This is a genomic window from Serinibacter arcticus, from assembly GCF_004786095.1.
Taxonomy (GTDB): domain Bacteria; phylum Actinomycetota; class Actinomycetes; order Actinomycetales; family Beutenbergiaceae; genus Litorihabitans; species Litorihabitans arcticus.
Genome location: NZ_RHPJ01000002.1, coordinates 354,362 through 371,078 on the forward strand (window position 1 = coordinate 354,362; position 16,717 = coordinate 371,078).

The following is a 16,717-nucleotide window of genomic DNA, read 5'->3' on the forward strand; positions in this document are numbered from 1 at the left end:
GTGCCCACCATGGTGCCCCCGATCGTCAGGCCGTGTACGCCTGCCAGAGCTCGCGGAAGGGCCCGACCTCCTCGACGAGCACCCACGGCGGGCCGTCCTGCACGATGCGGCCGTGGCTCATCACGAGCACCCGGTCGGCGCGGACGGCCTGATCGAGCCGGTGGGCGATGATGACGGCCGTCCGGTCCGCGACCAGCACGTCCAGCGCGGCGTCGAGCGTCTGCTGCGCCGAGCGCGGGGTGTCGGCCGTCGCCTCGTCGAGGACGACGACGTCGGGCCGCGCCAGCAGCACGCGGGCGAGGGCGACCTGCTGCGCCTGGTCGGCCCGCAGCTGCGTCCCGTCGGCGCCGACGGCGGTCTCGAGCCCCCGCGGCAGATCCGCCACCCAGGTCGCCCCGACCCGGTCCAGCACGGCGTGCAGGCGCGCGTCGTCGGCGTCGGGCTCGACGAGACGCAGGTCGGCCGCCAGCGAACCCGAGAACGTGTGCGACTGCTGGTCCACGAGCACGACGCGCCCCGGCGATCGCCGGTGCAGCTCGTGCGCGAGGACGGCCGCCTCGCCCCGGCCGACGCGGACCGTGCCCGCGCCGGCCTCCAGCGTCCCGGCCACCAGCCGCCCGAGCGTGGACTTGCCCGCCCCGGACGTGCCCACCACCGCGACCGTCTGCCCCGGGGCGATCCGCAGCGTGAGGTCGTGCAGGACGGCGTCGACGTCCCCGCCGTAGGAGAACGAGACGGCGTCGAGGTGCACGGCGTGCGGGCCCGGGCCGAGCGGCGCGACCTCGGCGTCGGTCCCGCCGTCGGACCCACGGTCGTCGCCGTCACGGCGGTCGTCACCGCTGCCGTCGCGCAGCTCCAGCACCCCGGCGAGCCGCGCCAGACCCGCCCCGGCGACCGCGAGGTCGTCGACGTTCCCGAGCAGCAGCATCATCGGCCCGAACAGGCGGTGGAAGAACAGGGCGGCCGCCGTCGCCGCGCCGATCTCGACCGTGCCTGCGCGCACCGAGAGGAACCCGACCACGAGCACGGCGGCGAGGCCGAGGAGCTCGGCGATGTTGAGACCGTTGTAGAACCAGGAGATGGACCGCACGCCGTGCATCTCGATGCCGATCGCGCGGCGCGAGCGGGCGGCGATCTCCTCGAGGTGCTCGTTCTCGCGCCCGAGGGCGACGACCGTCCCCGCGCCCTCGACCGTCTCCAGCACGGCCTCGGCACGTTCGGCCTCCGCCTCGCGCAGGCGGCGGAAGATGCCGGGCACGCGGCGTCGGAAGTAGCGCACCGACCACCACTGCAGCGGCACCGCGGCCAGCGCGGCGACGGCGAAGCGCCAGTCCAGCGCGCCCAGACCCGCGGCCGTGACCACGATCGAGAACAGCGCGGTCACCACGGTGGGCAGGACCTGGCTCGAGGCCTCCCCGACGCTCTCGACGTCGCCGGAGACGCGCGAGACGACGTCGCCGTCGCCCGCCTCCTCCACGCGCTGGACGGGCAGCCGCATCACGGTGTCGACCACCTCCTCGCGCAGCGTCGCGAGCGAGGTCTGGGTGACCGACGCGATGAGCACGCGGCCGACGGCGCCCAGCGCGGCGGCGACGACCCCGGCGACGGCGATCGCCGCGCCCAGGAGCACGAGCGTGCGGGTGGAGCCGCCGTCGGCCACCACCTGGACGATCAGTCCGAGGAGCGCGGGCGCCCCGAGCCCGGCCACGGCGGCCAGCAGCAGCACGACCGTCACGGCCACGAGGCGGGCGCGGTGCGGGCGCAGGAGGCGGGAGACCTCGCGCCAGGTGCGCCGCGCGGTCGCCACGGGCAGGCGCGACCCGGGGACGACGGCGCTCACGCGCGCACCACCGAGGTGCACGCGCGCAGCAGGACGGGGCTGTCGGTGATCAGGAGGACGCCCCGCGGCCGTCCGGTGGGGGAGCGCAGCAGCGTGGGGAGCGCCGCGGCGATCGCGGCCTCCGTGACGGAGTCGACGGCGGTGAGCGGCTCGTGCAGGACGAGGTACGCCTCCTCGCGGTGCAGCGCGCGCGCCAGGGCGATCCGGTCGCGCTGCCCTCCCGAGACGTTCGCGCCCCCGGCCGCGAGGTCGCCGGTCCGCCCGCCGGGCAGGGACGCCACGACGTCGTCGAGCAGCGTCGCCCCGGTGATCCGGGCGTCGAGCGCGTCCGTCTCGCGCGGAGCGGGCGCGGCGACGGCGGCCGCGAGCGTTCCCCGGAAGAGGTGGGCGGCGCGCGGCGGCGCGTGGACGTGCTCGCGCACGGCGGCGCCCAGCGCGGCCAGGTCGGCCCCGCCCAGGTGCGCCTCGCCGGGACGTGCCGTGACCCGGTGCCCGAGCACGTCGCTGACGCGCTGCGCGAGCTCCGGGGTGGTGGCCAGGCCCACCAGCGCGCCCGGTTCGAGCCGGACGACGGCGTCGCCCGCGGCGATCTCGAGGTGGTCGCCGTCCGCGGGCGGGGCGTGGTGCTCGGTCGTACCGACCGCCGACGTCGACGACGCGCCGCTCAGCGCCTCGGCGATGCGCGTCGCGCTCGCCCGCTTCTGAGCCAGCGACGGGCCGAGCATGCCGACGGTCGAGATCGGGTACTGCAGGGTCTGGACCACGCCGACGACGGCGACCAGCGCCCCGATCGAGAGGTCGCCGCGCAGCGTGAGCCACCCGGCCGCGACGCCGACGACGGCGACCAGCAGCCCCGCGAGGACCTCGCTGGCCGCGGTGAACGCGCTCTCGGCGCGTGCGGCGGAGATGCGTGCGGTGCGCAGCTGCGCGCTCGCGGAGCGGTAGCGCCGCGCCCCGGCGGCGGCCGCGCCGAGCCCCGCGATGACGCGCAGCCCCGCGACGAGGTCGGCCGCGAGCGACGCCGCGCCGGCGGCCGACCGCTGCGCCTCGCGGGTGCGCCGCTCGAGCGGGTGGGACAGTCGGTTGAGCACCCAGGCGAGCGGGATGCCGAGCGCGACGGCGAGCGCGAGCGGCGGCGAGATGAGCGTGAGCGTGACGGCGGCCGTGAGGAGCGCGGCGAACGCCGCGACCTGTTCGCCCAGCAGCCAGATGACGCCGGCGACGGCGGCCGCGTCGGACGTGGCGAGGCTGTGGACCGTGCCGGCGCCGGGGGCGGCCGACCCGGGGGAGGCGGGGGCGCCGTCGCGCGCGTCACCCGCCTCGTCTGCCCGAGCCCCGCCGTCGACCACCGTCGCGACGATCCGCTGCCGCAGCTCGTGCTCGGCGGACTGGAAGGCCGCCGTCCCCGTGACGAACCCGGCGCGCCAGGAGAACGTGAGCACGAGGAAGACGGCGGTCAGCACGCCCAGCCACAGCACGAGGCTCCCGACCTCGGAGTCGGTGACCGCGGCGTCGATGACCACGCCGATGACGACGGGGACGAGGATCTCCGCGACCTGGTGACCGGTGAGGCCGAGGGCGGCGACGGTCGCGCCCCGACGTCGACCGCCTCCGGTGAGCACCCCGCGCAGCAGCGTGCGCGCGGTCGGTGGCGGTGTCACCGGGGCAGGGGAGGATCCGGAAGGAGCGGGGGGCACCCCACCAAGGTAACCCTTACCCGGGGACCCTCCGGCCGCCCCTCGGCCCGCGCTACTCGTGCTCGGGGATCTCCCCGGCCTCGCGCTCGGCGAACGCCGGGAACGGCCCGATCCCGGGCTCGTCGGCCCACTCCCGCTCGGCCCACAGGACCGCGTCGGCGCCGGCCGCGGCGAGCGCGGGCATCGAGCGGTGCAGGCGCTGCGCGAGCCACCGCCAGCGCGACCGGAGCAGCTGGCGCCGCGTCGGGGAGCGGCTGCCCTCGGGGCCGAGGGGGCCGTCGTTCGTGCGCGCGTTCGGGAGGAGCCACGCCGTCGCCGCCAGGATCCACACGGCCGAGGCGACCTCGACCTCGGTGCGCCACTCGGCGCGGTCGGTGATGTGCGGGGCGTGGCCGGACAGCGACAGCGTGAAGGCCGCGAGCATCTGCTCGGTGAGGTCCTGGGGCGGGTCGAAGACGCACCAGCAGGTGGCGAACGGCATCGCGGGGTAGGCGGCCACCAGGGCGGCGTGCGCGACGTCGGTGCCCTCGAGGTCGAGGAACGTCCACCCGGTCGAGGTCTGGACAGCGTTGTCGGGGCACGTGTCGCTGGGCCACGCGACCTCGGCCCCGACCATGCCCAGCAGCGCGTCGATGCGGTCGAGGTCCTCGGCGAGCACGGCGACGTCGATGCCGGCCAGGTCCGCCAGCGCCTGGGCGCCCTCGCGGAGCGAGAGCGTCGGGTCGTACACGGGGGCGCCGTCGAGGTCGGCCCTGACGTCGTCGAGCTGGTTCACGGTCTGCCCGACGACGTCGCCCAGCGCCCCGGCCCAGGAGATCGCCGAGGCCCACGCGGTGTCGCGGTCGGAGCCGAGCAGGAGGTCCGCGAGGGTGTCGTCCGTGCCGACGTCGGTCATGACGATCAGGCGCGCGTCGGGGTCGCACTCCAGCAGGCTGGGCGTGCGGGGGAGGTGGCGCAGGCCGGCGCGCTCGCGCCGGTAGCTCGTCTCGGCGGCGTCCCCGAGGAACTGCTTGGCCACGACGGTGCCGCCGTCGGCGAGCGTCACCCGCACCACGATCGAGCGCTGGGATCCCCCCAGCTCGACGACGTCGGTGGGCTCCTCGCGCAGGAGGGTGGCCAGGGCGGTGCGTGCGAGCTCGTCCATGCTCGATCCTGACACGAGATCAGGCGGGAGCGGCCTCCGGCGGTGTCAGCACCGTGCCGAACGCCACCGTGCGCCGCAGGCGGAACCCGAGGCGCAGGTACAGCCCGATCGCGCGGGAGTTCGCGGCCGACGCGTGCATCAGCACGCGGTCGCCGCGCTCGCGGACGTGGTGGGCGACGTCGAGCACCAGTCGTGTCGCCAGCCCCTGTCCTCGCACCTCGACGTCGGTGCAGACCGCGCTGATCTCGGTCCAGCCGGGTGGGTGCAGGCGTTCGCCGGCCATCGCGACCAGCCGGCCCTCGCGACGGAAGCCGACGTAGCGGCCGAGCTCGATCGTGCGGGGCAGGAAGGGGCCGGGCCTGGTGCGCCCGACGAGGGCGAGCATCTCGGGGACGTCGTCCGGCCCGAGCTCGACGGCCTCGGGGTCCGGGCGCGTCAGGAGTGCGGGCGTCTCGACGAGCTGGACACCCTGGACGCGCTCGAGGACCCTCCAGCCCCCGGGGACCTCGATGCCCGGCGGGGGTGCGGCGAACGGGGCGCCGGGGCCGACGAGGTCCTGGATCGCGCGCCACACGCCGGGGTCCTCCCAGGAGGCGACGGCCCCGAAGGGGGAGACGTCGACGGGGTAGCGGCGGGCGAGGTCGCCGCCCTCGGCGAGGTGGCGGTGAGGCCCGGCCAGCGACTGCCAGGGGGCCTGGTCGAGGACGGCCTCGGCGTCGGGCTCGCGAGTGGGCGGCGCCGGCACGTGCGAGAGGGACATGGGGCTCAGCGTGCGCTCGTGCCGTCGCGCGCTCAAGCCGTCACCGGCCGGGGTCGGATGCTGGACCGGTGCCGTCACCTCCATCCCCCGGCGCGCGGGCCGCCCCCTCTACCCTCGGGAGGACCGAGAACGGAGACGACGATGACCACTGCCTCGACCCCGGACCAGGGGAACCCGCCGGACGCCGCCGGGCCGCGGGCGTCCGCACCTGACGTGCCACCGGTCCCGCCCGTGCTGTACCTGCCGCTGCACCGGAGCTCGACCGAGACGGAGCCGCGCGCGGAGATCCGCCGGCTTCGCGACGGGCGCACGGCCCTCCTCGTCTACTCCGCGCTCGACCGGCTCCTCGACCTGTGCGGGCCGAACCAGCGGTGGATCCTCGTGCGCACCCCGGACCTCGCCGAGCTGAAGGCCCGCCAGCCCTTCGACGTCGTCATCACCGACCTCGCGGTGCCGGAGCAGTACCGCTCCGCGGGGGCGATCGCATGACCGGTCTGACGATCGACCCGGAGCAGGCGATCGGGCACGCCGACGACCACGACACCACGGCCACGACGCTGCACACGGCCCTGGACGGGGTTCCGTCCGCGGTCGACGGCGGTGTCGCTGCCCAGGAGGTCGCGCTCATGATCACGCTGGCGGTCGGTGAGGCGGGTGCGCTCGCCGACGCCAACTCGGTGGTCGGAGGGGTGGTCCGCAGCATCGCCCGCTCCACGACCGCGACGGACGAGTCGGCGCAGGAGGCGTTCCAGCCGCTGGTCCAGGGGCTGATGGAACCGTGAGCATCGACACCGACATCCCCGGGGACCCCGATCAGATCCGCGAGGCCGCCGACTGGCTCGACCCGACGGCGAAGGGCGCCGTCGACGACGCCACGGCCGATGTCCACATGAGCTTCCAGGGCAGCTACGGCCACTGGTTCTCGCTCTCGGGGGAGAGCTACCGCAGCACGCTGTCGCTGCTGGTCGAGGCGGGTGACGACGTCGCGTCGCTGTGCGGCGACGTCGCCGAGAAGCTGCGGTCGTACGCCGGGCAGCTGGAGCGCATGGCCGGGCACTTCGCCGACCACCGCGACCGGGCGCGCACCTCCGGGATCCCCGTCAGCGACAAGACCATCAACCCGCCCGTCTCGACCGTGCCCTACTGCCCCGCCGACGAGGACGACCCCCGGTGGGAGGAGTGGGAGGCGCACCTGGAGCGCGTGGAGACGTTCAACGACATCGCCGACGACGTCGGCACGCGCTGGGGCGAGCTCGAGAAGTGGATCGAGGAGAACCTCACCGCGTTCATCATCGGTGTCCCCACCACGCCGGCCAGCGACCTCATCGCGGCCCTCAAGGAGGGCAACGAGTCGCTGCTGACCACCTACGTGGACGGTACGACCCGCCAGTGGGAGCGGAACGTCCTCGACCTGCAGAACCAGTCGACCGACCTGGCGGAGGCGGCGAAGGAGTTCAAGCGCGAGCTCCGCTCGGGCAACCCGGCCGTGAAGGCGGCAGCCGCGGCGGCCAACCCGTCCGGGATGAAGGTCGACGCCGAGGAGCTGGCGGACGCCGCCCGGCGCCTCGGCCGCGCGGGGAAGGTGCTTCCCATCGTCGGCCCGGTGCTCGACGTCGTCCTGGCCGGCAGCGACATCGCGCAGGGCGACTCGCCGAGCTCGGTGGGCATCGAGCTGGTGGGCGGCGTCGCCGGTGGCGCCCTCGCCGTCGGGGCCCTCGCGCTCGCCGGTGTGACGCTCCCGGTCTGGGGGACGGCGGCCGTCGTCGGTGGCGCCGCGCTGGCCGTCGGCTGGGGAGCGAAGTGGGCCTACGAGGAGATCGTTCCGCAGGACGTCCGCGAGGCGATCGACGCCGGCATCCGGGACACGGCGTCCGGTGCGTGGGACGCGACGACCGACTTCGCCGAGGACGCCTGGGACGCGACGTCCGGCGCCGTCGAGGGCGCGTGGAACTGGGCCTTCGGGTGAGCGGTCCTGATGCCCACGTCGCCGGTGCGGCGTTCCCGTCACGGAACGAGCGCCTCGTGGTGCGACCGGCGCGCCCGAGCGGGCGACCCCACGCCTCGACGCGCACCACGGTCGGGCTCGCGGTGGTCGTCCTGGTCCTGACCGCCCTGATGGCCATCGGCGTGGTGGCGCTGCTGGGGGAGGGTTCTCCGGCCGCTGTCGTGCTCGGTCTGGTCCTGGCCGGGATGCTGGCGACCGGTCTCGTCGCAGTCGTGCTCGTGGTGGGTCATCGGCGCCGCGACCGGCTCGAGGTGGTGGTGGGGGAGCGCTCGCTCACGCTGCCCGCACCCCCCGGCCTGCCGTGGATCAACCGGGTGTTCGCGACGCTCGCGACGCTGCTGATCGTGCCCCCGCTGCTCTCCCTCGTGCAGCGCGACCCCGTCGAGCTGCCGATCTTCGCGCGGGCGACGGCGCTGATCATCGGCCTCCTCGCCGTTCCGGCGGCCGTGCGGGCCTGGCGCGGCCGGGCTCGCTACACCTCCCTGACGCTCACGCCCGACGGGCTGCGGGTGGTCGGTGGCCGCGGCTCGAACACGCTGGACTGGGAGGACGTGCTCGGCGTGCGGATCGTCGGCGCCCGCCTCCGGATCGCGGACGTGGACGGCAGCACCGCGATCGATCTGGGCGTTCGCGACCTCGCGAGCGACGCCCGACTCGTCGCCGACGTCGTCGACCTCTACCGACGTCGCCCGGCTCTCCGCCCCGAGATCGGGGCAGGTGCGCTGGCCCGATGGGAGCGCGGCGACCTGACCTGACCCGAGGTCGGTTCGTCGCAGGACCGCGAAATTCGCGCTGCCCGCGCGCGGGTCGGGCACTCTACGATCGTCGGAAATCCAGGGAGGCACCATGTCCACGCACACCGAGACCCGACCGACCGTCCCGCCCGTCGTGTACCTGCCGCTGCGCCGCGGATCCGATCCCGCGATGCCCGAGGTCGAGATCCGGCGGGCGCCCGACGGGCGTGGTGTGCTGCTCGCGTACACCGCGCTCGACCGCCTGCTGGACCTGTGCGGACCGAACCAGCCGTGGGTGCTCGCGCACACCGCCGGGTTGGGTGACATCAAGGAGGTCCAGCACTACGACGCGATCGTGCTGGACGTCGAGGTGCCGCTCGAGGCGCGCCGGGACGGGGCGATCGCGTGAGCGGCGAGGTGGACCTGCTCATCGACCCCGACGAAGCGCTCGGGCACGCCCAGGACCACGTCGAGGCGGCCGACGACCTTCAGGGCGTCCTCAACGGCATCGTCCCCGTCGCGGAGGCGGGGATGGCCGCGACCCTCGTGCAGGCCCTGCTCGAGCGGGTCATGACCGAGTCGCAGGCGATCGTCGACACCCACAGCGTGGTCGGCGGGATCGTGGCGGGAATCGCGCGCGACACGACCCTGACCGATGAGCAGGTCTCCGAGGAGTTCGCGGGGTTCGACGAGGAGCTGCTGGGACTGTGAGCTGCCTCGACCTCAGGATCCCCGGGGACCCCGACCACGTGTCGGTGACCGAGCTCGCCGTGTGGCTCGACTCCACCCTTCAGGCCGCCGTCGGCGACGCGGCCCAGATCTTCGACAGCATTCGCGACTCCAGCACCCACCACTGGCAGTCCTGGTCCGGTGAGAGCTACCGGAACGTTCTCGTGCTGGGCCGCAACGCCGGGTGGGAGGTGGAGCAGATGGTGGCTGACACGGCGGAGAAGCTGCACTCCTACGCCGGTCAGCTCGAACGCCTCCAGGGCCATCTCGACGACCACCGGGACGCGGCCGACGCCGGCGGACTCACGCGCACGGGGACGGTCGTCCAAGCGCCCGTCAACCCGGTGGGCCACGTGCCCGACACCGACGACCCCCGCTACCCCGAGTACAGCGAGCACCTCGACCGGGTCGACCTTTTCAACGGGATCTCCACCGACGTCGGCACCCGACTGGGGGACCTGGAGGTGTGGGTCACCGAGCACCTCGAGGGGTTCCTCGCGGGGCTGGAGCCCTCGGCCGCGGTCCGTCTGCTGGAGGACCTCAGCGCCGACGAGGGCGACGTCGTCGACCTGTACGTCGACGCCGAGGCGGCGCGCTGGCGCATCCAGCTTCCCGAGCTGCAGGCGCAGGCCCTCGACATGCGGACGCGAGCCGATCAGGCGCTCGCGCAGATCCGGGCGCAGAACGATCAGGTGGGCGACGCGATCGACCAGGTGCGCGTGCGTCACCTCGGGCACGGCGGCGTGCGGTTGCAGACGTGGGTGGACGACGCGGCCGAGGTGGTGCGTGCGCTGCCCGTGGTCGGGGCGGGGATCGGGTGGATCCTCACGGCCTCCGGGCTGGCGCAGGGGGACGACGCCGGAGCGACGGCGGTCGAGATCGTCGTCGGCGGAGCGGCGGGGCTCGCCGTCGGGGGTCTGCTCGCCGCCGCGGGTGCCGGTGTCGTGGCGAGCGTCGGGATCCCGGCGCTCGTCGTCGTCGGCGTGGGTGGCGGGGCGGCCTGGATCTACGAGGAGACCGTGCCGCAGCAGGTGCGCGAGGAGATCGACGCCGGCTGGCGCGACTTCGTCGCCGACGGCTGGGAGTGGCTGAACACTCCACTCTGACGGGCCGTACCCCCGCCGCACTCGCTTACGCTCGGAACGTGACCGCCCACACGCACCCGCGTCTGCCCCAGGTCCGCGCCGTCGTCGTGACGGTCTCGGACCGCTCGGCCGCGGGCGAACGGGCCGACCTCTCGGGCCCGGCGGCGCGGGACGGGCTCGTCGCGGCCGGCCTGACCGACGTCGACGTCCGGATCGTGCCCGACGGCGAGGCCTCCGTCCGGGACGCCCTCACCGCCGCGATCGCCGACGGCGCCCGCCTGATCCTCACGCTCGGCGGCACCGGCGTCGGACCGCGCGACCGCACGCCCGAGGCCACCACCGCCCTGCTCGACCTCGACCTGCCGGGGGTCGCCGACGTCGTGCGTGCCCGCGGCCTCGCCGCCACCCCGACCGCCGCCCTCTCGCGCGGCGTCGCCGGGATCGTCGGCCTCGACGCCGGACCGGGCGCCCTCGTGGTGAACCTTCCGGGCTCGCCCAAGGCCGTCGCGGAGTCGTTCGAGGTGCTGCTGCCGCTCGTCGGCCACGTCATCGACCAGCTGGGCGGGGGCGACCACTGATGACCGACACCGCCGGAACCGTCGCGATCGCGCGCGTCACGACCGACGAGCTCGACCTCGCCGAGCACGAGGACGCCGTCGAGCACCCGACCTCGGGCGCCGTCGTGACGTTCGTCGGCCGCATCCGCGACCACGACCCGGGCGCGCAGGGCGAGGTCACCGGGATCGACTACTCCCACCACCCCGACGCCGAGCGCATCCTGGGGGAGCTCGCTGCGCGGGCGGCGGCCGCCGGCCCCGAGGGCGCCCGCATCGCGATCAGCCACCGCGTGGGCACGCTCGCCGTCGGCGACCTGGCGCTCGTGGCGTGCGTGGCGACGTCGCACCGCGGCGACGCCTACGACACCTCCCGCGCGCTGGTCGAGGCGGTCAAGGCCGAGCTCCCCATCTGGAAGCGGCAGCACGAGGTCGACGGCCGCACGCACTGGGTGGGGCTGTGACCGGCGTCCCCGTCTCCATCGGGCGGCGTCCCCCGCAGGAGCGGTGGTCCGGCGTCGTTCCGGCGGGGTCGCCCGGCGCCCTCGGCAACCCGGGTGACCCGCTCGTCGACACGTTCGGCCGCGTCCACCGCGACCTGCGCATCTCGCTGACCGACCGCTGCTCGCTGCGCTGCACGTACTGCATGCCCGAGCAGGGGATGGAGTGGCTGTCGCGGTCGTCGGTGCTGACCACGGACGAGATCGTCCGGATCGCCTCGATCTGCGCCGACGCCGGCATCACGACCTTCCGGCTGACGGGCGGCGAGCCGCTGCTGCGGAAGGATCTGCCCGACGTCGTCGCGCGCCTCGCGGCCCTGCGCGGACCGGAAGGGACGCCCGTCCAGATCGCGATGACGACCAACGGCATCGGGCTCGACCGCGCGCTGCCGGAGCTGATGGCCGCCGGGCTGCAGCGCCTCAACATCAGCCTCGACACGGTGCGCCGCGACCGGTTCGCCGAGCTGACGCGCCGTGACCGGCTCGACGACGTCCTGGCCGGCATCGCCGCGGCGCAGGCGTCAGGGCTGCGGCCGCTGAAGATCAACGCCGTCGCGATGCGCGGGGTGAACGACGACGAGCTGGTCGACCTGGTGGAGTTCGCCGTCGCGCACGACGCGCAGATGCGGTTCATCGAGCAGATGCCGCTCGACGCGGGACACACGTGGGACCGCGCGGAGATGGTCACGCGCGAGGAGATCCTCGACGCGCTCGCCGGGCGCTGGAACCTGACGCCCGTGCCCGGCCGCGGTGGTGCCCCGGCCGAGCGGTGGCGCCTCGGGGAGAGCGAGCACACGGTCGGCGTGATCGCCTCGGTGACCGCCCCGTTCTGCGGCGACTGCGACCGGATGCGGCTGACGGCCGACGGTCAGCTGCGCAACTGCCTGTTCTCGAACGCCGAGTTCGACCTGCTGCCGCTGCTGCGGGGCGACGATCCCGCACGCATCGACGGTGACGTCGACGCCATGCTTCGCGCGGCGATCCACGCGAAGCTCCCCGGTCACGCGATCAACGACCCGGGCTTCCTGCAGCCCGCGCGCGGGATGAACGCGATCGGCGGCTGACGCCCCTCCTGCCTCGTGGCCCGTGGCCCGTGGCCCGTGGCCCGTCAGGAGCCGCCGCTCTCAGCGGCTGGGTCTCGCCGACGGCGGCCAGGTGCGAGCACGTGCCGACCGGTGGCGGCATCGCCGCAGGTCGGAGCTGCGCGGGCGGTGCGGCCTCCGCAGTCAGCCGCTGCGAGCGAGACTCAGCCGCTCACAGCGGCGGCCGGTCCGGTGCGTTCGGACTCAGTCGCCGGCGAGATCGACGACGACCCGGTCGCCGTCTGAGTGGGCCAAGGGCGGAGGGACTGCGTCCGGCGGTCGAACCGCTGCCCTCGGCCTCAGCCGCCGGCGAAGGGCGGCAGCACGTCGACTCCCGCACCCGCCGGGACGGCGGTGGCGGGGTCGTCGGTCCGCACGCCGGCCACCAGGAACGAGCAGCGGCCGAGCACATCGGCCGTTCCCGGTCCCCCGCTCGCCACGAGCGCCGCGACGACGTCGCCGATCGTCGCCGCGCCGGACTGGCCGGGCGGCACGCTCGCCGTCTCGGCGCCGTAGGCCTCGGCCGCGCCGGCGAACAGCCGGACAGCCACCGTGCCGGCGCTCACGCGGTGTCCTCCGAGGTGTTCTCACCGGGCCGTTCGGCCTCCGGCGTCGCGAGCGCGAGGTCCTGCACCTGGCGGGCGAGGCGCGCGAGCTCCTCGCCCACGGGCTGCCCGGCGGGCACGGCGCGCCCGACGGCGATGCCCAGCAGCAGCGTCGTCAGCGGTGCCGCAGGGCGTGCCACGCCGCGCGCCACGTCCCGCGCGACGTCGAGGGACACGGCCACGTCGGTGGTCGGCGCGACGTCCGACCCCAGTCCGTACAGGTCGGCCACCCCGGCGAGCCAGTCGTTCAGGGCCTCGGGCGGCAGGTGCTGCGATCCGGTCATGATGCGTCCTCACGGTGGGATGACGGGGCGTCCATTGTCGCGCGCGCACGCGCCAGGTCGGCAGGTGTGTCGACGTCGAGGCTGGCCCCGCCGACGTCGTCGACCCTGACCAGCCGCAGTCGCCCGACGGCGGCACGCAGCGGCAGGCCGGTCAGCCCGGTCGCGCTCGTGGCCGCGACGGCGGAGACCGCCTCGCGCAGCGCGGCCGTGCGGTAGCGCGCGGCGAGCCACTGCTCGCGGCCGCCGCTGTCCCGCACCACGGTGCCGTCCGCGCCCGCGGGGACCTCGGCGGGCAGCAGCGCCACGAGCGAGGCCGCGCGCGGCAGGTCGCACGCGAGGACCAGCACCTCGGGCGCGTCCCGGTCCGTCAGCAGCGTGAGCCCGGCGCCGAGCGCGGCGAGCGGTCCGCCGAACGGGGGCTCCTCGCGGGTGCGGCGCACGCCGTCGGGCAGAGCGCCCTCGCCCCCGACCACGACGGTGCGCGCCGCGTTGATCCCGGCCGCGGCGACGGCGTCGAGCACCCGCGCGAGCAGCGTGCGGCCGCCGATCTCGAGCGCGGCCTTGTCGACCCCACCGAGGCGGGCGGCCCTGCCTCCGGCCAGCACGATCGCCGCGGTCGGCCCGGTCCGTTCAGGAGCGGTGCCAGTCACCGGACTTCCCGCCGGTCTTGCTCTGCAGCCGGATCTCGCCGATCCAGACGCCCTTGTCGATGGCCTTGACCATGTCCACGAGCGCGAGGGCGGCGACGGACACGGCCGTGAACGCCTCCATCTCCACGCCCGTGCGATCGGCGGTTCGGACGGTCGCGGCGATGGCGACGCCGTCGTCGGTCAGCTCGAGGTCGACGCTCGCGCCGTGCACCCCGATGACGTGGGCGAGCGGCAGCAGCTCGGCGCAGCGCTTGGCCCCGGCGATGCCGGCGATGCGGGCGACGGCGAACGCGTCACCCTTGGGCACGGTGTCATCGCGCAGCGCCTGCAGCACGGCGGGGGAGCAGTGGACGACGCCGGTGGCCGTGGCCGAGCGGACGGTCGGGGTCTTCTCCGTGACGTCGACCATGCGCGCGTGGCCGGCGCCGTCGAGGTGGGTGAACTCGCTCATGCCTCCACCTTCGCAGCGGTGAGCGACTGGTCGGTCCCGATGACGACGGCGTCGACCACGTCCCCGACGTGCACCCGGTCGACCTCGGCCGGCATGATCGCGTAGCCGTTCGCCGCGGCCAGGCTGCCGACGAGGTGCGACTTCGAGCCGCGGGCCGCGACCGGCGTCGCCGTCAGGGTCCCGTCGACGAGCGCGAGGCGGGCCGGGAGGTACTGCGTGCGGCCGGGCGGGGTGCCCCAGTCGGTCGCGGCGCGGGCCCGGGCGACGGGCACGCGCACCTCCTCGGCCACCGCGCCCTGCAGCTGCATCAGGGCGGGCCGCACGAAGACGTGGAACGAGACCCAGGCGCTGACGGGGTTGCCCGGGAGGCCGAACAGCAGCGCGCCGCCGGGCAGCGTGCCGAACGCCTGCGGCTTGCCCGGCTGCATCGCGACGGACGCGAACGCGACGTCGTCGGAGTCGGCGAAGACCTGCTTGACCGGGTCGTAGGCGCCGGCGCTGACGCCGCCCGTGAGGATGACGACGTCGCTGCCGGCCGCGCGCGCGAGCGCCGCCTCGAGGTCGGCCGGTTCGTCGGCCACCTGCTCGACGGCGAGCACCTCACCGCCCGCGCGGCGCACCAGGCCCGCGATCAGGAGCGAGTTGGAGTCGGGGATCTGGCCGCGGCGCAGCTCGCCTCCGGGCGCGACGAGCTCGCTGCCCGTCGCGATCACGCTCACGCGCGGGGCGCGACGTACCGCCACCGTGCCGTGCCCGGCCGAGGACAGCGCGGACAGGACGGCGCCCGTGGCGAGCGTGCCGCCGTCGACCACCAGCGCCCCGACACCCATGTCGTCCCCGATCTCGCGCACGTGGGCGCCGCGCTCCGGCGACCGCAGGATCGTGACGGTCGCGGTGACGTCGGCGAGCGGGTCGAGGCGGTCGGTGTGCTCGAGCTGGACGATCGTGTCGGCGTCGCTCGGGAGCACGGCGCCGGTCATGATACGCGCGCACTCGCCCGGGGCCAGGGCCGGGTCGAGCGGGGAGCCCGCCGGCAGGTCCTCGACCACGCGCAGGGTGACGGGGTCGGTCCCGGCGTGCGCGACGTCGTCGTGCCGCACGGCGTAGCCATCCATCGCGGAGTTGCGCCACAGCGGGATCGGGACGAGCGCGTGCACGGGGTCGGCGACGCGGCGGCCGAACGCGTCGGCGAGCGGGACCTCGTGGGGGTCGAGCACCGGGGTGGCGGCGAGGACGCGCGCGAGCTGGTCGGCGACGGGGGTCATGCTCATCAGGAGGCCTCGGGGATCAGGGTGGCGGGGGTGTGCGCGGAGCGCTGGGTGGCGCGGGCGCGCAGGGTGTCGACGCCGTCGGGGTGGAGCACGCGGGCGTCGCGGCCGACGGCGCTCAGCGAGCGCACGGCGCGACCCGCGCGGATCCCGGCGGAGCAGTACGCGACGAGGGAGGCGGCGTCGTCGATCCCCGTCTCGCGCAGGAGGACCGCGACGTCGTCGGTGCCGGTGCGCGCGGCCTGCTCGAGCACCGAGACCGGGAGGCTCACGGCGCCCGGGAGGTGGTCGAGGGCGAACTCCGAGGGTTCGCGGACGTCCAGAAGGGCGACGGGGCCGGCCAGGGCGAGGTAGGCATCGGCGTCGAGCGTGGTGTCGGCCGCAGCGCCCGCGAGGGGGGGAACGGCCGGGTCGACGACGGAGACGTTCGCCGCCTGGTCGGCGGCCGGGTTGACGGCGGCGGTGCCGGCCGTGGCCGCCGCGGAGACGGCGGAGACGGCGGACGGCGTGGCACCCACCAGCGGGACCTCGTGCACGCGCATGCTCAGCGCGTCGACGACGGCGACCCGGCCGAGCAGCACGTCGCCGGCTCCGACGACGAGCTTGACCGCCTCGGTCGCCATCATCGCCCCGACGATCCCGCACAGGGAGCCGAGCACCCCCGCCTCGGCGCACGAGGGGACGGTGCCGGGGGCGGGCGGCTTCGGGAAGAGGTCGCGCAGGGTGACGGGCGCGATGCCCGCGGGCGGGCGGGACCAGAACACGGAGACCTGCGCGTCGAACCGCAGCACCGAACCCCACACGAGCGGCGTGCCGAGCTCGGCGCACGTGTCGGAGACGACGTAGCGGGTGGCGAACGTGTCGGTGCCGTCGAGCACGAGGTCGGCGTCGGTCAGGAGCGCCGCGGCGTTCTCCGGCGTCAGGCGCTCGCGGCGCTCGTGCACGACGACGTCGGGTGCCAGGTCGCGCAGCCGTCGCGCCGCGGAGGTGGTCTTGGGCTCGCCGACGGCGCCCGCGGAGTGGATGACCTGACGGTGCAGGTTGGTCAGGTCGACGAGGTCGTCGTCGATGATCGTGATCGTGCCGACGCCGGCCGCCGCGAGGTACTGCAGCACCGGGGCGCCGAGGCCGCCGGCACCGATCACCGCGACGTGCGCGGCGGCGAGGCGGCGCTGGCCGATCTCGCCGAGCTCGGGCAGGAGGCTCTGCCGCGCGGTGCGCAGCTGCTCCTCGCCGCGCAGGGGCGGACCGGGGCTGACCAGCGGGGGAAGTCGCACCACCTCAGCCTAACCACCCCACTTCGCGAGGTACTTCTGGGCGTCTCCGAGG

At 75.3% G+C, this 16,717-nt stretch carries 20 protein-coding genes; 10 read left to right on the plus strand and 10 right to left on the minus strand.

Annotated elements, in window-relative coordinates:
- Window positions 1-25: 25 nt before the first annotated feature.
- The 4 genes from SERN_RS06345 to SERN_RS06360 form a co-directional block, all read right to left on the minus strand.
- Window positions 26-1,840, minus strand: coding sequence for an ABC transporter ATP-binding protein (locus SERN_RS06345; RefSeq protein WP_158292591.1), 1,815 nt, complete (start codon window positions 1,838-1,840; stop codon window positions 26-28).
- Window positions 1,837-3,501: an ABC transporter transmembrane domain-containing protein gene (locus tag SERN_RS06350; RefSeq protein ID WP_135849288.1), complete on the minus strand. Its 1,665-nt coding sequence runs from the start codon at window positions 3,499-3,501 to the stop codon at window positions 1,837-1,839. The genes SERN_RS06345 and SERN_RS06350 overlap by 4 nt, the downstream gene beginning before the upstream one ends.
- 88 nt (window positions 3,502-3,589) lie before the next feature.
- Window positions 3,590-4,681 carry a hypothetical protein gene (locus SERN_RS06355; protein ID WP_135849289.1) on the minus strand — a complete coding sequence of 364 codons (1,092 nt, stop codon included), beginning with the start codon at window positions 4,679-4,681 and terminating at the stop codon, window positions 3,590-3,592.
- Window positions 4,682-4,700: 19 nt separating this feature from the next.
- The gene (locus SERN_RS06360; RefSeq protein WP_135849290.1) at window positions 4,701-5,441 is read right to left on the minus strand and encodes a GNAT family N-acetyltransferase; all 741 of its coding nucleotides are present in this window, start codon (window positions 5,439-5,441) and stop codon (window positions 4,701-4,703) included.
- Window positions 5,442-5,582: 141 nt separating this feature from the next.
- Between SERN_RS06360 and SERN_RS06365 the strand changes: the two genes are divergently transcribed.
- The 10 genes from SERN_RS06365 (at window position 5,583) to moaA (ending at window position 12,112) form a co-directional block, all read left to right on the plus strand.
- Complete coding sequence (locus tag SERN_RS06365; protein WP_233251510.1) at window positions 5,583-5,930, plus strand: SAV_915 family protein; 348 nt, start codon at window positions 5,583-5,585, stop codon at window positions 5,928-5,930.
- Complete coding sequence (locus SERN_RS06370) at window positions 5,927-6,223, plus strand: hypothetical protein (protein ID WP_135849291.1); 297 nt, start codon at window positions 5,927-5,929, stop codon at window positions 6,221-6,223. Before SERN_RS06365 ends, SERN_RS06370 begins: the two co-directional genes overlap by 4 nt.
- A complete protein-coding gene (locus tag SERN_RS06375; RefSeq protein ID WP_135849292.1) occupies window positions 6,220-7,407 on the plus strand; it encodes a hypothetical protein in 1,188 nt (395 codons plus the stop codon). Before SERN_RS06370 ends, SERN_RS06375 begins: the two co-directional genes overlap by 4 nt.
- Window positions 7,404-8,201 (plus strand): PH domain-containing protein, encoded by a 798-nt coding sequence (locus SERN_RS06380; RefSeq protein WP_135849293.1) that lies wholly within the window; start codon window positions 7,404-7,406, stop codon window positions 8,199-8,201. Before SERN_RS06375 ends, SERN_RS06380 begins: the two co-directional genes overlap by 4 nt.
- A 91-nt stretch (window positions 8,202-8,292) precedes the next feature.
- Entirely contained in the window at window positions 8,293-8,589 is a 297-nt protein-coding gene (locus tag SERN_RS06385) for an SAV_915 family protein (RefSeq protein WP_135849294.1), read from the plus strand.
- Window positions 8,586-8,891: a hypothetical protein gene (locus SERN_RS06390; protein WP_135849295.1), complete on the plus strand. Its 306-nt coding sequence runs from the start codon at window positions 8,586-8,588 to the stop codon at window positions 8,889-8,891. Before SERN_RS06385 ends, SERN_RS06390 begins: the two co-directional genes overlap by 4 nt.
- Window positions 8,892-8,935: 44 nt before the next feature.
- A complete protein-coding gene (locus SERN_RS06395) occupies window positions 8,936-10,015 on the plus strand; it encodes a hypothetical protein (protein ID WP_135849296.1) in 1,080 nt (359 codons plus the stop codon).
- A 38-nt stretch (window positions 10,016-10,053) separates the two neighbouring features.
- Window positions 10,054-10,572 carry a MogA/MoaB family molybdenum cofactor biosynthesis protein gene (locus SERN_RS06400; protein ID WP_233251511.1) on the plus strand — a complete coding sequence of 173 codons (519 nt, stop codon included), beginning with the start codon at window positions 10,054-10,056 and terminating at the stop codon, window positions 10,570-10,572.
- Window positions 10,572-11,012, plus strand: a complete 441-nt coding sequence (locus tag SERN_RS06405) for a molybdenum cofactor biosynthesis protein MoaE (RefSeq protein ID WP_135849297.1) — start codon at window positions 10,572-10,574, stop codon at window positions 11,010-11,012. The genes SERN_RS06400 and SERN_RS06405 overlap by 1 nt, the downstream gene beginning before the upstream one ends.
- Complete coding sequence (gene moaA, locus SERN_RS06410) at window positions 11,009-12,112, plus strand: GTP 3',8-cyclase MoaA (RefSeq protein WP_233251512.1); 1,104 nt, start codon at window positions 11,009-11,011, stop codon at window positions 12,110-12,112. The genes SERN_RS06405 and moaA overlap by 4 nt, the downstream gene beginning before the upstream one ends.
- A 317-nt stretch (window positions 12,113-12,429) precedes the next feature.
- Here the strand turns inward: moaA and SERN_RS06415 are convergent, their stop codons facing one another.
- Genes SERN_RS06415 through SERN_RS06435 form a run of 6 tightly spaced genes read right to left on the minus strand, consistent with a single transcriptional unit; the run spans window position 12,430 to window position 16,665 of the window.
- Entirely contained in the window at window positions 12,430-12,696 is a 267-nt protein-coding gene (locus SERN_RS06415) for a MoaD/ThiS family protein (protein WP_233251513.1), read from the minus strand.
- Complete coding sequence (locus SERN_RS15510) at window positions 12,693-13,019, minus strand: DUF6457 domain-containing protein (protein WP_233251514.1); 327 nt, start codon at window positions 13,017-13,019, stop codon at window positions 12,693-12,695. Before SERN_RS15510 ends, SERN_RS06415 begins: the two co-directional genes overlap by 4 nt.
- Window positions 13,016-13,669, minus strand: coding sequence for a molybdenum cofactor guanylyltransferase (gene mobA, locus SERN_RS06420; RefSeq protein ID WP_199241531.1), 654 nt, complete (start codon window positions 13,667-13,669; stop codon window positions 13,016-13,018). Before mobA ends, SERN_RS15510 begins: the two co-directional genes overlap by 4 nt.
- Window positions 13,650-14,120, minus strand: coding sequence for a cyclic pyranopterin monophosphate synthase MoaC (gene moaC, locus SERN_RS06425; RefSeq protein WP_135849298.1), 471 nt, complete (start codon window positions 14,118-14,120; stop codon window positions 13,650-13,652). The genes mobA and moaC overlap by 20 nt, the downstream gene beginning before the upstream one ends.
- On the minus strand, window positions 14,117-15,391 hold the full coding sequence (locus SERN_RS06430; RefSeq protein WP_199241532.1) for a molybdopterin molybdotransferase MoeA: 1,275 nt from the start codon (window positions 15,389-15,391) through the stop codon (window positions 14,117-14,119). Before SERN_RS06430 ends, moaC begins: the two co-directional genes overlap by 4 nt.
- Window positions 15,391-16,665 (minus strand): ThiF family adenylyltransferase, encoded by a 1,275-nt coding sequence (locus SERN_RS06435; protein WP_135849299.1) that lies wholly within the window; start codon window positions 16,663-16,665, stop codon window positions 15,391-15,393. The genes SERN_RS06430 and SERN_RS06435 overlap by 1 nt, the downstream gene beginning before the upstream one ends.
- Between the last annotated feature and the right edge of the window lie 52 nt (window positions 16,666-16,717).

Excerpts from the sequence above, each read along its gene's own strand:
- SERN_RS06355 (WP_135849289.1), bottom strand. The coding sequence starts at position 4,681 with ATGGACGAGCTCGCACGCACCGCCCTGGCCACCCTCCTGCGCGAGGAG.
- SERN_RS06385 (WP_135849294.1), top strand. The coding sequence starts at position 8,293 with ATGTCCACGCACACCGAGACCCGACCGACCGTCCCGCCCGTCGTGTAC.
- SERN_RS15510 (WP_233251514.1), bottom strand. The coding sequence starts at position 13,019 with ATGACCGGATCGCAGCACCTGCCGCCCGAGGCCCTGAACGACTGGCTC.
- SERN_RS06430 (WP_199241532.1), bottom strand. The coding sequence starts at position 15,391 with ATGAGCATGACCCCCGTCGCCGACCAGCTCGCGCGCGTCCTCGCCGCC.
- SERN_RS06405 (WP_135849297.1), top strand. The coding sequence starts at position 10,572 with ATGACCGACACCGCCGGAACCGTCGCGATCGCGCGCGTCACGACCGAC.
- SERN_RS06360 (WP_135849290.1), bottom strand. The coding sequence starts at position 5,441 with ATGTCCCTCTCGCACGTGCCGGCGCCGCCCACTCGCGAGCCCGACGCC.
- SERN_RS06365 (WP_233251510.1), top strand. The coding sequence starts at position 5,583 with ATGACCACTGCCTCGACCCCGGACCAGGGGAACCCGCCGGACGCCGCC.
- SERN_RS06370 (WP_135849291.1), top strand. The coding sequence starts at position 5,927 with ATGACCGGTCTGACGATCGACCCGGAGCAGGCGATCGGGCACGCCGAC.
- moaC (WP_135849298.1), bottom strand. The coding sequence starts at position 14,120 with ATGAGCGAGTTCACCCACCTCGACGGCGCCGGCCACGCGCGCATGGTC.